We start from the raw sequence: 15,286 nt of genomic DNA on the forward strand, positions 1-15,286 counted from the left end.
GCCAATCCGCTTGAGTTTCTTTAGAACGAAAGACTTCGTCGCCAGCAGCGCCGCCGCCCTCGTTCAGTGAGTGGGCTTATAATCCCCTCACATCGAAACAGTCAACACCACCCAACCAACTTTTTTGACATTTTTGTAACATGTTGATTTTGTTGACAGTTTTACGGCCTCCGGTCGAAGGGAGGAATTTTCCCGTCAAATCACCCCGTTTCGGATCGACTTTCGCCGATTCCGGCCAATCAGCGTCGGCTTCGTGTGCTGCCTTTATATGGGCCGGCGTGCAGGTGATTTCCAGGACGCTTGCCTCAACCGTCCCGATCGGTAGTTTGACACGGATATATCCATGCCTTTGGGGAGTTCGGAATGCTTGTCCTCGATGAAGATCAGACGCGGTCAGCGCTGCCTTGGGTGCAGCTCATCGATGCAATCGAAGCGATGTTTCGAAGTGATTGCGTTATGCCCGTCCGCCATCATCACGACATGGAGGTTCCAGGAGAAGAGAATGCCACCCTGCTGCTCATGCCGGCCTGGCTTCCCGGACAATATACGGGCATCAAGACGGTTTCGGTGTTTCCCGGCAATGTTCGTCGCAGCCTGCCTGCGATCTTCGGGAGCTATCTGCTTTCTTCTGCGGCAACCGGACAGATGCTGGCCGTCATCGAGGGCGGAGAATTGACGGCGCGGCGGACGGCAGCGACCTCGGCCTTGGCATCGCGCTATCTTTCCCGGACAGATGCAGAAGAAATGCTGGTCTGCGGCACCGGCCGACTTTCACTTAACCTCATGCAGGCACACGGGACAGTCAGGTCGATCCGGCGCTACCGTATCTGGGGGCGCAATAGCGAGGCGGCAGAGAGGGCGGCGGAGGAAGCGCGGGCTCTTGGGTTGCGGGCCGAGGCGGTGAGCGATATTGAAGCGGCCGCAAGAACAGCTGATATCATTTCCTGTGCGACACTCTCCAGTGAGCCACTTGTTCGTGGCGAATGGCTGAGGCCCGGCGCCCATCTCGATCTGGTTGGCGCCTTTAAGCCCAGCATGCGGGAGAGTGACGATGCGGCCGTGTTGCGCTCCGCCGTCTATGTTGACACGAGGGCAGGCGCGCTGAGCGAAGGCGGCGACATCGTCCAACCTTTGAGGAGCGGGCTGCTGAAAGAGAGCGATATACGCGGTGAACTGGCAGAGCTAATATCAGGTGCCTGTGACGGGCGGAAAGATGCACAAGAGATTACCCTCTTCAAATCCGTCGGCGCAGCGCTCGAGGATCTGGCCGCTGCCATCCTTGCCTATGAAATGGTGACGAACCGAAAGTGAAGACGACGCCTTCTTTGCCGGAGCTTCCGGTTTCGCATGTGCTGCCTGATATCAGCGCGGCGCTTGGCAAGGAGAAACGAGCCGTGCTTTCGGCTCCTCCAGGCGCCGGCAAAACGACGCTCGTACCGCTTCATCTGCTCGGCCAGGCCTGGCGCGACGACGGGAAGATCATCCTGCTGGAGCCCCGCCGGCTGGCGGCGCGCGCCGCGGCGAGCCGGATGGCGTCCCTACTCGGCGAGCAGGTGGGCGAAACGGTCGGTTACCGCATGCGCCTGGATAACCGGATATCGGCAAGGACGCGGATCGAGGTTGTCACCGAGGGCGTCTTTGCCCGCATGATCCTCGATGATCCCGAACTCTCTGACATCTCGACCGTCATCTTTGATGAGTTTCACGAGCGGTCGCTGGATGCCGATTTCGGCCTTGCGCTGGCGCTCGACGTTCAATCGGCGCTTCGCGAGGACCTGCGTATCCTTGTGATGTCGGCCACGCTCGATGTCGGACGGGTCGCTGCGCTGCTTAATCATCCGCCTGTTATCGAGAGTACGGGGCGAAGCTTTCCGATTGATATCCGTTATCAGGACCGGCCGGGCGGCGAGCGAATTGAAGAGGCGATGGTGCGGGCGATCGCCGGTTTTCATGCGAGCGAATCCGGATCGATTCTCGCCTTCCTTCCTGGCCAGGCGGAGATCACCCGGACGGCAGAGCGGCTCGAGGGGCGGTTCGGCGCCGAGACGCTGATTGCACCGCTCTACGGCAATCTCAGCCAGAAGGAGCAGGATGCGGCGATCCGCCCTGCTGCACCGAGCACGCGCAAAATCGTGCTTGCGACCTCGATTGCCGAAACGTCGATCACCATCGACGGCGTGCGGATCGTGATCGACAGCGGGCTGCAGCGACTGCCAGTCTTCGAGGCATCAACGGGCATCACGCGGCTGGAAACCGTGCGGGTGTCGCGCGCTTCGGCCGATCAGCGCGCCGGCCGCGCGGGAAGGACAGAACCTGGCATCGCGATCCGCCTATGGCATCAGGGCCAGACCGCGGCACTTCCGGCCTTCACGCCACCACAGATTCTTTCGAGCGATCTTTCCGGTCTCGTGCTCGATCTCGCCCATTGGGGCGTTCAGGATACGAAATCGCTCGCTTTTGTCGATCAGCCGCCGGAGACGACAATCAAGGAAGCACGCGCGCTATTGGTGCAGCTTGGGGCGCTGGACAAAGACGGCGCGTTGACGGCGCGAGGGAAGGTAATGCGCGACCTCGCCCTACCGCCGCGGCTGGCTGCCATGGTGGTTTCGGCTGGCGAATCGGGTCATGCCAGGGATGCGGCGCTGATATCCGTGCTGCTGACCGAGCAGGGGCTCGGCGGCACCAGCATCGATCTGGAAGAGCGTCTCCGACGGTTCAAAGGTGAAAAAGGCGAAAGGGCCGAGGCTTCGAGACGGCTCGCAGGAAGACTCTCAGAAGGCCTCAATAAGGTTTCGAGTGCTGAACCTGCGCTCGCAGGAAGGCTTCTGCTGCATGCGTTCCCGGATCGAATCGCGCTTCAGCGCGGCGCGCGCGGGCGGTATGTCATGGCGAACGGCCGAGGCGCCGAGCTTGCAGAGACCGAGCGGCTGGCCGGCAGCCAGATGCTCGTAATCGCCGATCTGACGGGTCGGGCTGCGCAGGGGAGAATTCTGGCGGCAGCGGACGTCTCCCGCGCCGACATCGAAGCCGAGCTGCCGGGCGAAATCCGGACGGACGATCAGACCTTTTTCGACAGGCAGAGCCGGCAGGTGCGGGCACGCCGAGCCACAAGACTCGGCGCGATTGTTTTCGAGGAAGCGCCGCTTCCGCGCCCGTCGGGCGAGGCGGTGGTACGGGCGCTTGCGCAAGGATTGCAGGAGCTGGGGCTCGATCAGCTTCCCTTTTCCAAGGAGGCTCTACAGCTTCGGGAACGGATCGGCTTCCTACACCGGACGATCGGTGAACCATGGCCCGATATGAGCGAGGAAGCACTGCTTGACCGCATGGAAGACTGGTTCATCCCTTTCCAGATGGACGCGCGAGGGCTTTCGGATATTTCCGCCTCCGGGCTCTCCAACGGACTGATGGCACTCGTGCCACACGACCTGCAGCGCGATCTCGCACGGCTTGCACCAACGCATTTCGAGGCGCCGACGGGGCAACGCCATCCTATCCAATACGACGGCGAAGAACCGACGCTGACGATCCGGGTACAAGAGCTCTTCGGTCTCAAGCAGCATCCGGCGATCGCCGGCGGACGATTGCCTCTGCTGCTGGAGCTTACTTCGCCGGCCCACAGGCCGATCCAGACGACCCGCGACCTGCCGGGTTTCTGGGCGGGCTCGTGGAAGGATGTGCGCGCGGATATGCGGGGGCGCTATCCAAGACATCCCTGGCCGGAAAAGCCTGATGAGGCAGCGCCGACGACAAGGGCAAAGCCCCGTGGTACATAATCCGCCGGCGTTGGAGCGCCGTACGTCTATTCGGACGCACAAAGGACACTCTAACTCTTTGAATCTACGCATCAGGCGTTCCAAAAATCGATTCCGATTTTCGGGCCGATGCTGTAGGAGTGTGGCGTGATTGAGAAGACCGAAATCCAGACACAGGAAGACAGGCTAAGCAGCCGCCGGCTACGCCTGCAGACTTTGGTACGGTTGCGATGGCTGGCGGTCACCGGCCAGGCGGTAACAGTCTTCATCGTCGCGTTCCTGTTGAAATTCCCGCTGCCGCTGGTTGCCAGCTGCTCGCTGATTGCCGCACTCGCCGGGGTGAATTTCTATCTGACAATTCGCTATCCGCCGACCCACCGGCTTGAGCCGCGTGCCGCTTTCGCGCTTTTGGGGTTCGACCTTCTGCAGCTCTGCGCGCTGCTCTTCATTACTGGCGGCCTTGCCAATCCCTTTGCAGCACTGGTCTGCGTTCCCGTCATCATTTCCTTCGCCTCACAGCCGATCCGCTACAGCACTGCATTGATCGGCTTTGCAATGGTCTGCATTACCGTGCTTGCCTTCTCGCCCTTTCCGCTTCCGTGGTTCGACGGGATGGAAATCAACGTGCACAATGTCATGCAGTTCGGCGTCTGGTGTTCGATCGCCTCGACCATGGCCTTTGCCGCCTTCTATGCCTATCGGGTGTCGATGGAAGCAAGCCAGCTTGCCGACGCGCTGGCGGCAACTGAGTTGGTGCTGCAGCGGGAAAAGCACCTATCCCAACTCGACGGGCTTGCGGCCGCTGCTGCGCATGAGCTCGGCACGCCGCTTGCCACCATCAGCGTCGTCGCCAAGGAGATGGAGCGCGAGCTCAAGAATGACGACCGGTTCCGCGAGGATGTGCAGCTTCTGCGCAGCCAGAGCGAGCGCTGCCGCGACATCCTTCGCCGGCTGACGACGCTCTCTGCCGAGGGCGAGGCGCATCTGCGGCGGCTACCCCTTTCCTCGATGATGGAGGAAATCGTGGCGCCACATCGCGAATTCGGCATCAAGCTGGAATTGATAGAGAAGAGCCCGCGCAGGGGCGAGCCTGTTACCGACCGCAATGCCGGCATCATGTACGGGCTCGGCAACCTCGTCGAGAACGCTGTCGACTATGCGCGGGAGAAGGTGACGGTCACGGTCGAGCACGATCACGAAAAGGTGCTCATCGTCATCGAGGACGACGGCAACGGCTACGCGCCCGATATTCTGACGCGGATCGGTGAACCCTACGTCACGAAACGGCAGAGGGAAGATACGGCTGGAGGCCTGGGACTGGGGCTTTTCATCGCCAAAACGCTGCTGGAGCGCTCCGGCGCATCTTTGATTTTCGAAAACCGTGATCCGGAAAATGCCGGCGCTCGCATTCGAATCGAATGGCCACGCGTATTGATAGACGCAAATTCGACAAAATGACTTTGTGGGCATAAACAGAATATAAGCGGTTGACGCATTCGGACATTCAACCGCCAGGACCGTAGCGATGACAGATCAGAACCACGAGATTTCCGCCGGCTCCAACGAGGAGCATATCGGGCCTGACCCGAGCCTGCTGATCGTCGATGACGACGGCCCCTTTCTGCGTCGCTTGGCACGGGCCATGGAGGCACGCGGCTTTCATGTGGAAACGGCCGAATCGGTGGCGGAAGGTGTGGCAAAGTCCAAGGGCCGGCCGCCGAAATATGCGGTGGTCGACTTAAGACTCGGCGACGGCAACGGTCTCGATGTCATCGAGGCGATTCGCCAGCGCCGCGACGACACGCGAATCATCGTGCTGACGGGCTACGGCAATATCGCCACTGCGGTGACCGCCGTGAAGCTCGGGGCTGTGGATTACCTGGCGAAACCTGCTGATGCCGATGATGTGTTTGCGGCACTCACTCAACGGCCCGGGGAAAAGGCGGAACTGCCGGAAAACCCCATGTCGGCGGATCGCGTACGCTGGGAGCATATCCAGCGTGTCTACGAAATGTGCGAGCGCAACGTGTCTGAGACGGCACGTCGGCTCAACATGCACCGTCGCACGCTGCAGCGCATCCTCGCCAAACGCGCACCGAAATAGTCAGACATTATCCACGTTGAACGGCTTGCCGTTTGCCCATTCGGCCATCATCAGCCGCTGTGCGGCTGCGCGCGAAAAGTTGAGCGTTACAGCCTTGCGGGTCGCCGGCGGCAGACGGTGTTCAGGTGCTTCGCGCAGCATATGCGCCCCGTAACCATCTGAAAGAAAAAGGCCGCACTCCTCTGGAAATATATCGACAGGCACATCCTTGTGTGTTGCAAAGAATAGCCGGTCGCAATGCAGACGGTAATCCGGCCATTTGCGATCGACCTTAAAGTCCTCGATCGACGTCTTGATCTCGATGATCCAGACCTCTCCCTTTTCAGAGATGGTAATCAAATCGGCCCGGCGGCCGCTCGCCAGAGGCAGTTCCGGCAGCACTGCGTGGCGCATATCGTGGAGCAAAATCTGCATGCCACGGCGCACCATCATGGCCCTGTCCGATTGCCGGCCATCGATTAACGGATTGTTATTGTAAACGCTCAAAATCGTCATGGATAAGTGTCAGGGGGCCTTGGTCATTGTTGCAAAAAAGCCATGCGCTTTTAATTTGCGGCGCAGATGGATTTTGTCGCACCGCAGCAGCCTTGCAAAGGCAAAGTTAATCGAAAATAAACCATAAGCAACGATGGTCGAAAGACTATCCTCCCTTGCCCCAAAACCTTCACGAGTCATCCATGCGCATCCGCAATGCATTCCCTGTATTTGGCCTGCTGGCGACCCTGGCACTGGCCGGCTGCTCCACGACGTCTGAATCCGCGTCCGTCGATGACAAGGGCGCAGGTCCGACCGTTCAGACGGCACAAATCTTCAATGACGCCTATGGTGTCACGTCGGATGCCGGATACTCCCTGCCGGCAATTCCGATCGACCGCGTCAAGCCGGAATTCCGCCGGCAGATCGTCAGCTACCAGAGCGACGAACGTCCGGGCACGATCATCGTCAACACGCGCGAGCGTCACCTCTATTATATCCTGCCTAACGGCAAGGCCGTCCGGTACGGGATCGGCGTCGGCAAGCAGGGCTTTGCATGGTCCGGCACGGCCTATGTCGCCTGGAAGCAAGAATGGCCAAACTGGCATCCGCCGAAGGAAATGGCCGTCCGTCGTCCTGAAATCGCCAAGTATGTCGAAGACGGTATGGGTCCAGGCCTCACCAACCCGCTCGGCGCACGCGCCATGTATCTCTTCAACGATAAGGGCCAGGACACGCTCTTCCGCCTGCATGGTACCCCGGAATGGGCATCGATCGGCACCGCCGCTTCTTCTGGCTGCATCCGCCTGATGAACCAGGATGTGATCGATCTCTACAGCCGCGTCCGTCCGGGCAAGACCACCTCCAAGGTCATCGTTATCCAGTAAGCTAAAAGCTGAATTCGGTATAAAAAAGGCCGCCGGACTTTTGCGTCCGGCGGCCTTTTTGTATCTGGCATGCTCAGGCTCAGGCGGTCTGCTTTGCCTTGAGCTCGATGCGGCGGCGATGCAGGACCGGCTCGGTGTAGCCGTTCGGCTGTTCCCTGCCCTTCAGGACCAGATCGAGTGCTGCCTGGAAGGCGATCGAACCATCAAAATTTCCGGCCATCTGGATGTAGGCCGAATCGCCGGCATTCTGCTGGTCGACGACGGCGGCCATACGCTTCATCGTTTCGACGACCTGCTCCTTCGTGACGATCTTGTGGTGCAGCCAGTTCGCCATGTGCTGGGCGGAAATCCGCAGTGTGGCGCGGTCTTCCATGAGGCCGACATTGTTGATGTCAGGCACCTTGGAGCAGCCAATGCCCTGGTCGACCCAGCGCACGACGTAACCCAGAATGCCCTGCGCATTGTTGTCGAGCTCGCGCTGGATTTCTTCCGGCGTCCAGTTCGGCCGTACAACGACAGGCACCGAGAGAATATCGGCGAGCTTGGCGCGAGTACGATCTTTCAGGCCTTCCTGCACCTTGGCGACATTGATCTGGTGATAGTGCGTGGCATGCAGAGTGGCGGCCGTCGGCGACGGCACCCAGGCGGTGTTAGCCCCGGCCTTCGGATGGGCGATCTTCTGCTCCAGCATCGCGGCCATCAGATCGGGCATGGCCCACATGCCCTTGCCGATCTGCGCGTGGCCGGAGAGGCCGCATTCGAGGCCGATATCGACGTTCCAGTTTTCGTAGGCTCCAATCCAGGCGGCCTGCTTCATGTCTCCTTTGCGGATCATCGGGCCGGCTTCCATAGAAGTGTGGATTTCATCGCCTGTCCGATCGAGGAAGCCCGTGTTGATGAAGACGACCCGTTCGCGGGCAACGCGGATGCATTCCTTGAGATTGACCGTCGTGYGGCGCTCCTCGTCCATGATACCCATCTTGATGGTGTTGCGCGCCATGCCGAGGGCATCTTCAACGCGTGAGAAGATCTCGACTGCGAAGGCGACCTCTTCGGGGCCATGCATCTTCGGCTTGACGACATACATGGAGCCGGCACGCGAATTCTTGCGGCGTCCCGATGGGCCGACGTCGTTGAGCGCAGTCAGGCCGGTGATCACGGCATCCATGATGCCTTCCGGAACCTCGTTGCCATCGCGATCGACGATCGCCGGATTGGTCATGAGGTGGCCGACATTGCGCACCAGCATCAGAGAGCGGCGATGCAGTTCGAAGCTCCGCCCGCCGGGCGCCGTATAGGCGATATCCGGATTGAGCTTGCGAACGAATGTCGAACCGGCCTTGGCCACTTCCTCCTGCAGGTCGCCCTTCATCAGGCCGAGCCAATTGCGGTAGACGACGACCTTGTCCTCGGCATCGACGGCCGCAATGGAATCTTCGCAGTCCATGATCGTGGTGATGGCCGATTCCAGCCAGACGTCAGAAATATGGGCCGGGTCGGTCTTGCCGATCGCGGTCGAGGCATCGAGCACGATTTCGATATGGATGCCGTTATTCTTCAGGAGAATATGGGTCGGCGCGTTCGCATCACCGCGATAGCCGGCAAAGTGCCCGGCATCCTTCAGCGCCAGTGCTTTGCCATCGACGGCAGCAATCGCCAGAGCACCATTCTTGACGACGAAGGAGCCGACATTCTTCCAGGAGCTGCCATCGAGGGGAACGGCGGAATCGAGGAAATTGCGCACCCAGGCGATGACCCTTTCGCCGCGCTTGGGGTTGTAGCCCTTGCCTTTTTCGGCGCCGTCCGTTTCTGGGATGGCATCGGTGCCATAGAGCGCGTCATAGAGCGAACCCCAGCGAGCATTGGCGGCATTCAATGCGTAGCGGGCGTTCATGACGGGAACGACGAGCTGCGGGCCGGCAAGAGAGGCGATCTCGGCATCGACATTGGCAGTCGAAACCTGAAAATCCGGCCCTTCGGGCAGGAGATAGCCGATCTCTTTCAGGAAGGACTGATAGGCGTCCATATCCGTCGGTGCGCCGTTTCGGCGATACCAATCGTCGATGTTTACCTGCAGCTGGTCGCGCTTCAAAAGCAGCGCACGGTTCTTCGGCGCCAGATCATACACGATCGCCGAGAAGTCGGCGAAGAACTTGTCCGCATCGATTGCGAGGCCCGGCAACACCTCCTTCACGAGGAAATCATGAAGGACGGCTTCGATGAAGAGACCATTCTTTTCAATACGGCTCATGCTGTGTCTCCCTTGCAGTGGCAGCTTTTTTCATGCTGCCACTTTGCCCGGCTTTCATTCACAGTCAATTCAGCAACAATTCGAAAGATTTATGCAGGCTTGGAAACAGTCCGGCGGGTCACGCGCATCGGAAGGCCGTTTTGCGGCTGCGTCGTCAGCTTCTGCACCGGCCAGGGATTCGTCTGATCGGTCGAATCGAAACGGTGGTGCTGCATCAGGACGGCGAGCGCGATAACCGCTTCCTGAAGCGCAAAGGTGGCGCCGATGCAGACGCGCGGACCGGCGCCGAACGGCAGGAACTGGAAACGGCCGATGGAAGCACGGTTTTCCGGCAGGAATCGTTCCGGCATGTAGGCGCGCGGCCGATCCCAATGGAGTTCATGGCGATGCAGCGTCCAGGGCATGACGAGCACGGTGACGCCAGCCTTGATCTCGACACGCTCGCCCTTGGGGCTGGTCCATGAATCATCTGCAATGGCAGCGCGATTGATCGAAGGAGCTGGCGGATAAAGGCGGAGTGCCTCCTCGAAGGCGGCGCGGGTCTGTGGCATCAAATCCGGCCATTCGACCGGTTCTGCGCCTGACGCGAGGACCCTGTCGATCTCCTCTTCCATCGCCTCGCGGATATGCGGGCTGTTTGATACGCAATAGAGCGTCCAGGCGAGCGCGCGGGCGGTTGTCTCGTGGCCCGCACCGATGAAGGTCAGGATATTGTCCTCGATCTCCCCCTTCGTCAGGCCATCGGGACCGGCCTGCTCCAGCAGCAGGGTCAGGAAATCGTTCGGCGCCGTGCTGCGGTCGGCCCTCATCTTCGCAAGCCGCATATCCATGGTGTTGCGGACGATGGCACGGAACTTCTCAAGGACCTTCTGGCCGCCGATGCGCGTCACACGTGGAACCCAGGACGGCGCACGCAGCAGATCCATCGGATCGACGCGGCCCATACGATGCAGCAGCTCGTTGACATCATCGGCGAAGTGGCCGCTCGATGTGACGATCTCACCGGAAAACAACGTGTCTGCGAGAATGGCGAAGGTCAGTTCCGTCATGTCGGTGCTGATATCGAAAATCGTGCCGGCCTCGCCGACATCGGCATATTTGCGGGCGTAATCTTCCGACTGGCGCAGCATCTGGCTGGCAAAGCCCCTGGCATGCCGGGGCGTGAAGACGGGGGCGACGGCCTTGCGCGAGCGTTTCCAGACAGGGCCTTCCGCAGTCAGAAGCCCATCGCGCAGGATCGGGCGCAGGACGAGCTGACGGACATCGGACATGCGATAGTTGTTGGCGTTATCGACCAGCACATGTTTGATGAGGCCGGGATCGTTGACGATCAGCGTTCTCTGGCCAAAGAAATTGGTGCGGATCCAGGGCAGCGTATAGGACGGCTCGCCCCATAGCTCCAGCGGATTACGGAAAATCGTCCTGATGATCTCGAGCCGCGACGGCGGCACAGTGCGCGGCAGCGGTGCCGGCGGAACGAAGGGGTCCGGACGCATGTCCATCAGCATAGCCTTTCCCGGGAGATGTCGGTCCCGGCAGGCTTGAAACTAGAGCAGGCCTTTGAGCTGGTCCAGTTTGTCGTTGATCAGCCAGCCGTAATAATTTTCTTCCGGCCAGACCGTCGTGCCGGAGGAACGATTCCTGGCGGCAAGGGCTGCGGCGCGCTGACGGGAATTGCCGACATTATAGAGTGTCGCCGTGACGCCCGGATTGTCAGAGATATCCATGCCGGCGATCTCCTTATAGTCGTCGATCGATCTGCGGATCGAGGCGGCGACGAAGGCAAGCGAGATGTCTGGGTCCATGATCGCCTTGTAGACCGAGCCGGCATTCTTCTCGTTGAGCTTCGGATAGCCGGAAACGCGGGATACGAGATCAGACAGCATCAACGCCGTCAGTGGGTTGACCTGGCCAAGGCCGAAGGTCTGGCCTGCATAGAAGGGCTGGAAGAAGACGGCGCTGAAGCGGTTGTTCGGGAAGCTCTTGCCGCCAACGGTCTTTCCACGAAAATCGCTTTCCCAGACATCCTCGCGGCAGCTCCAGAGCGTGTAGGAATCGCTCTTGCTGTTGCAGGCGGCAAATTGCGGCCGGTCGACGAAATCGTCGACGTTCTCGCCATCATAGGCAAAGCGGAAGCTCTCACCGGCATAGGAAGCGGCCTTCACGTAGTAGGCCTGCAGGCGGTCATAGGCATCGACATTGTAGGTGTGTTCGCCGACGATCGCACCGATCACATGGATCGGATTGATGCCATAGGCGTTCGAAACCTTCTTGATCTTGCCGAGGAGCTCGTGATCGGTCGACAGGAGGTCGTACACCTTCTCATATTTGATATCGAAGGTCGTCTTGGTGCCCTTGGTGCGGCGGACCGAAGCGCCTGGAATATCCGGCTGCTCGGCATGACGGTTGCCGGGCGGAACAGCCTGCGCCGCAAGCGCAGGAACCGAGCCCGCAATGGTCATGGCAATCACAAGGCTTGTCAAAAGGCGTCGCACGATCTGCTTTCCCGTCTTTCCCTGTCGTCTTCGTGGCGGCTGACTGGACCAGAATCTTGTCCGAATAAAGCCGTACAAAAAACAAAGCGGGCCTTTCACTAAAAAGTAAAAGGCCCGCTGTCGAGAGTTCAGATCGTCAAAGTTTTTGCATTACCTGCGCAAAGACAGGAAACGATGTTTCCCGATCACAGGATGAAGCGCGACAGGTCAGTATTCTGCGCGAGATCGCCAACATGCTCGCGTACGTAAGCGGCGTCGATCTTCACATCCGTGCCGGCGCGATCCGGTGCGTTATAAGAGATGTCGTCCAGCACCCGCTCCATGACCGTCTGCAGGCGGCGCGCGCCGATATTTTCGACGGAGGAGTTCAGATGGACGGCGACATCGGCGAGCGCATCGATCGCGTCATCGGTGAAATCGAGCGTCAGGCTTTCGGTTTCCATCAGTGCCTTGTACTGGCGAATGAGGCTTGCCTCGGTTTCCGTCAGGATGCGGCGGAAGTCTTCCTTGTTCAGCGGACGAAGCTCGACGCGGATCGGCAAGCGGCCCTGCAATTCCGGCAGCAGATCCGACGGCTTGGAAACATGGAAGGCGCCGGAGGCGATGAAGAGGATGTGGTCCGTCTTCACCGGGCCGTATTTGGTGGAAACCGTCGTGCCTTCGACGAGCGGCAGCAGGTCGCGCTGGACGCCTTCGCGGGAAACGCCGGCGCCAACACCGCCATCGCGGGCCGCGATCTTGTCGATTTCGTCGAGGAAGACGATGCCGTCATTTTCAACCGAGCGCACAGCCTCGCGCTGGATGACTTCGTTGTCGATAAGCTTGTCGGACTCGTCGCGGACCAGATCGGTGTAGGAGGCCTTCACCGTGGTGCGCACCTTCTTGGTGCGGCCGCCCATCGCCTTGCCGAACATTTCCGACAGGTTCAGCACACCGATATTGGCGCCCGGCATGCCGGGGATATCGAAGCCGCCCATGCCGGAGCCGGTATCGGCCACTTCGATGTCGATTTCCTTATCGTCGAGTTCGCCATTGCGCAGCTTCTTGCGGAAGCTTTCACGGGTCGCGGGCGAGGCCGTCGCACCGACCAGCGCATCGAGAACGCGCTCCTCGGCGCTCATATGGGCCTTGGCCTGAACCTCGGCGCGCTTCTTTTCACGCACCAGGCCGATGCCGACTTCGACGAGATCGCGGATGATCTGCTCGACATCGCGGCCGACATAACCGACCTCGGTGAACTTCGTGGCTTCGACCTTGATGAAAGGCGCGCCGGCGAGCTTGGCGAGGCGACGGGAGATTTCCGTCTTGCCGACGCCGGTCGGGCCGATCATCAGGATATTCTTCGGCATGACTTCATCGCGCAGGCTCGGATCGAGCTGATGACGGCGCCAGCGGTTACGGAGCGCGATCGCCACGGCGCGCTTGGCCTCATGCTGGCCGATAATATAGCGGTCGAGCTCGGAAACGATCTCGCGGGGAGAAAAAGTAGTCATATCAGATCCGTTTCTTCGGGTGGGTCCATAACCATGAAATGGGCTGGACCATATATTGATGTTCTCGTGTCGAAATGCCGGAAGCCTGCCTTTTCGTAAGCGCGGATCGCTCTTGGATTCGCCGGATCGGGATCGATTACGATCCGCGTCGCGCCGGCAGCGAAAAGTTCGGCAGCCATCTGCCTGACAATCGTGCTTCCGTGACCCTTGCCCAGCAAGTCCGCATCGCCGATCGAAATATCCAGTCCGAGCGTGCCTTTCGGCTGATCCTGATAAGGATGGCCCTCTTCAAGATGCGGATCGTAACTCTGGAGATACGCAATCGGCGCTCCATCCAGTTCCACGATCATCGGCCGTGTTTCCACGCTCGTCATAGACTCCCTGATCGAAGCAAGCTCCTTGTCAACAGCGCCCCACCATTCCGCAATATGCGGCTCACCGAGCAAGCGCGCCAAAAGCGGAAAATCTCCGTCAGCGACATCGCGGAATGTATATCGGGGTACGCTGTCAGCCTTCGACATCCAGCGTTTCCACGATGACGTTGTGGTTCGTATACACGCAGATGTCGGCAGCAATATCGAGCGCACGGCGGGCGATCTCTTCAGCGGACTTGTCGGTGTCGGCAAGCGCAAGAGCTGCGGCAAGCGCAAAATTGCCGCCCGAACCGATGGCCATGACGCCATGCTCGGGCTCCAGCACGTCGCCATTGCCGGTGATGGCGAGCGTCACCGTTTTGTCGGCGACGAGCATCATGGCTTCGAGATTGCGCAGGTAACGGTCGGTGCGCCAGTCCTTGGCAAGCTCGACAGCGGCGCGCATCAGCTGACCCGGATATTGCTCCAGCTTCTTCTCGAGCCTTTCCAGAAGCGTGAAAGCGTCAGCCGTCGCTCCGGCGAAACCGGCGATCACTTCGCCCTTGCCGATGCGGCGGACCTTGCGGGCATTACCCTTCATGACGGTCTGGCCGAGGCTGACCTGGCCATCGCCGGCCACCACGACCTTGCCGCCTTTTCGAACTGTAATAATTGTCGTCATCAAACACCTGCTGCCCCAACTCGCGGGCGGTTACAGCGGGCCGAACATCGGCCCTGTCCAACCCTATGTAAGAGGGTCCGCCGCGATTGCAAATGGCCTGCCTTTTCTGCCCTCGCGCTTCTGGATATTTCGCAATGCGCCTGATAAAGAACCACCTTGATTTCAAGGAGAAAGCCATATGGCCGAGACCGCAGCAAGCCGCACGGGTAGCGTTTCCCGCAAGACCAACGAGACCTCCATTTCCGTTTCCGTCAATCTCGACGGCACCGGTAAATCGACGATTTCGACGGGCGTCGGCTTCTTCGACCATATGCTGGAACAGCTTTCGCGACATTCGCTGATCGACATGGAAATCGGGTCCAAGGGCGACCTGCATATCGACGACCATCACACGGTCGAGGATACCGGCATCGCCATCGGCCAGGCGATTTCGAAGGCGCTCGGCGACCGCCGCGGCATCACGCGTTACGCCTCGATCGATCTCGCCATGGACGAGACGATGACGAAGGCGGCTGTCGATCTCTCCGGCCGTCCCTTCCTCGTCTGGAACGTCTCGTTCAGCGCGCCAAAAATCGGTACTTTCGATACCGAACTCGTGCGCGAGTTCTTCCATGCGCTTGCGCAAAATGCCGGGATCACCCTGCATATTCTCAACCACTATGGTGCCAACAACCACCATATTGCAGAGACATGCTTCAAGGCCGTCGCCCGCGTTCTACGCACGGCGACAGAGATCGATCCGAGACAGGCGGGCCGTGTTCCCTCGACGAAGGGCACGCTCGTCTGAGCCCCAGC

The 15,286-nt window shown here is 60.0% G+C and carries 14 protein-coding genes; 6 read left to right on the forward strand and 8 right to left on the reverse strand.

Annotated features, from left to right (window positions below):
* The first annotated feature begins 363 nt into the window (after positions 1 to 363).
* The 4 genes from lhpI (at position 364) to AC1DM5_RS10935 (ending at position 5,856) form a co-directional block, all read left to right on the forward strand.
* Positions 364 to 1,311 (forward strand): bifunctional Delta(1)-pyrroline-2-carboxylate/Delta(1)-piperideine-2-carboxylate reductase, encoded by a 948-nt coding sequence (gene lhpI / locus AC1DM5_RS10920; protein ID WP_477819831.1) that lies wholly within the window; start codon positions 364 to 366, stop codon positions 1,309 to 1,311.
* A complete protein-coding gene (gene hrpB, locus AC1DM5_RS10925; RefSeq protein WP_477819832.1) occupies positions 1,308 to 3,773 on the forward strand; it encodes an ATP-dependent helicase HrpB in 2,466 nt (821 codons plus the stop codon). Before lhpI ends, hrpB begins: the two co-directional genes overlap by 4 nt.
* A gap of 126 nt (positions 3,774 to 3,899) precedes the next feature.
* Complete coding sequence (locus tag AC1DM5_RS10930; protein WP_477819833.1) at positions 3,900 to 5,210, forward strand: ActS/PrrB/RegB family redox-sensitive histidine kinase; 1,311 nt, start codon at positions 3,900 to 3,902, stop codon at positions 5,208 to 5,210.
* A 67-nt stretch (positions 5,211 to 5,277) separates the two neighbouring features.
* Complete coding sequence (locus AC1DM5_RS10935; protein WP_025670009.1) at positions 5,278 to 5,856, forward strand: ActR/PrrA/RegA family redox response regulator transcription factor; 579 nt, start codon at positions 5,278 to 5,280, stop codon at positions 5,854 to 5,856.
* Here AC1DM5_RS10935 and AC1DM5_RS10940 read toward each other — a convergent pair whose 3' ends face one another.
* Both AC1DM5_RS10940 and AC1DM5_RS10945 read right to left on the reverse strand, forming a co-directional pair.
* Complete coding sequence (locus AC1DM5_RS10940; protein WP_477819834.1) at positions 5,857 to 6,351, reverse strand: MmcB family DNA repair protein; 495 nt, start codon at positions 6,349 to 6,351, stop codon at positions 5,857 to 5,859.
* A 9-nt stretch (positions 6,352 to 6,360) separates the two neighbouring features.
* Positions 6,361 to 6,531, reverse strand: coding sequence for a hypothetical protein (locus tag AC1DM5_RS10945; RefSeq protein WP_477819835.1), 171 nt, complete (start codon positions 6,529 to 6,531; stop codon positions 6,361 to 6,363).
* Positions 6,532 to 6,533: 2 nt separating this feature from the next.
* Between AC1DM5_RS10945 and AC1DM5_RS10950 the strand changes: the two genes are divergently transcribed.
* Complete coding sequence (locus AC1DM5_RS10950; protein WP_477819836.1) at positions 6,534 to 7,217, forward strand: L,D-transpeptidase; 684 nt, start codon at positions 6,534 to 6,536, stop codon at positions 7,215 to 7,217.
* A 79-nt stretch (positions 7,218 to 7,296) separates the two neighbouring features.
* Here AC1DM5_RS10950 and AC1DM5_RS10955 read toward each other — a convergent pair whose 3' ends face one another.
* The 6 genes from AC1DM5_RS10955 to hslV all read right to left on the reverse strand — a co-directional run bounded on the left by AC1DM5_RS10955 (position 7,297) and on the right by hslV (position 14,491).
* Positions 7,297 to 9,468, reverse strand: coding sequence for a malate synthase G (locus AC1DM5_RS10955; RefSeq protein ID WP_477974982.1), 2,172 nt, complete (start codon positions 9,466 to 9,468; stop codon positions 7,297 to 7,299).
* 89 nt (positions 9,469 to 9,557) lie between these two features.
* Positions 9,558 to 10,970, reverse strand: coding sequence for a cytochrome P450 (locus AC1DM5_RS10960; RefSeq protein WP_477819838.1), 1,413 nt, complete (start codon positions 10,968 to 10,970; stop codon positions 9,558 to 9,560).
* Between the two features lie 45 nt (positions 10,971 to 11,015).
* Entirely contained in the window at positions 11,016 to 11,963 is a 948-nt protein-coding gene (locus tag AC1DM5_RS10965) for a DUF1402 family protein (protein WP_477819839.1), read from the reverse strand.
* 185 nt (positions 11,964 to 12,148) lie between these two features.
* Positions 12,149 to 13,456 (reverse strand): ATP-dependent protease ATPase subunit HslU, encoded by a 1,308-nt coding sequence (gene hslU / locus AC1DM5_RS10970; protein ID WP_113183717.1) that lies wholly within the window; start codon positions 13,454 to 13,456, stop codon positions 12,149 to 12,151.
* On the reverse strand, positions 13,453 to 13,977 hold the full coding sequence (locus AC1DM5_RS10975; RefSeq protein ID WP_477819840.1) for a GNAT family N-acetyltransferase: 525 nt from the start codon (positions 13,975 to 13,977) through the stop codon (positions 13,453 to 13,455). The genes hslU and AC1DM5_RS10975 overlap by 4 nt, the downstream gene beginning before the upstream one ends.
* Positions 13,964 to 14,491 carry an ATP-dependent protease subunit HslV gene (hslV, locus tag AC1DM5_RS10980; RefSeq protein WP_477819841.1) on the reverse strand — a complete coding sequence of 176 codons (528 nt, stop codon included), beginning with the start codon at positions 14,489 to 14,491 and terminating at the stop codon, positions 13,964 to 13,966. Before hslV ends, AC1DM5_RS10975 begins: the two co-directional genes overlap by 14 nt.
* 178 nt (positions 14,492 to 14,669) lie before the next feature.
* Between hslV and hisB the strand changes: the two genes are divergently transcribed.
* Entirely contained in the window at positions 14,670 to 15,278 is a 609-nt protein-coding gene (gene hisB, locus AC1DM5_RS10985; RefSeq protein ID WP_477819842.1) for an imidazoleglycerol-phosphate dehydratase HisB, read from the forward strand.
* Positions 15,279 to 15,286: the final 8 nt, after the last annotated feature.

Source organism: Rhizobium sp. 01T437 (assembly GCF_056398505.1).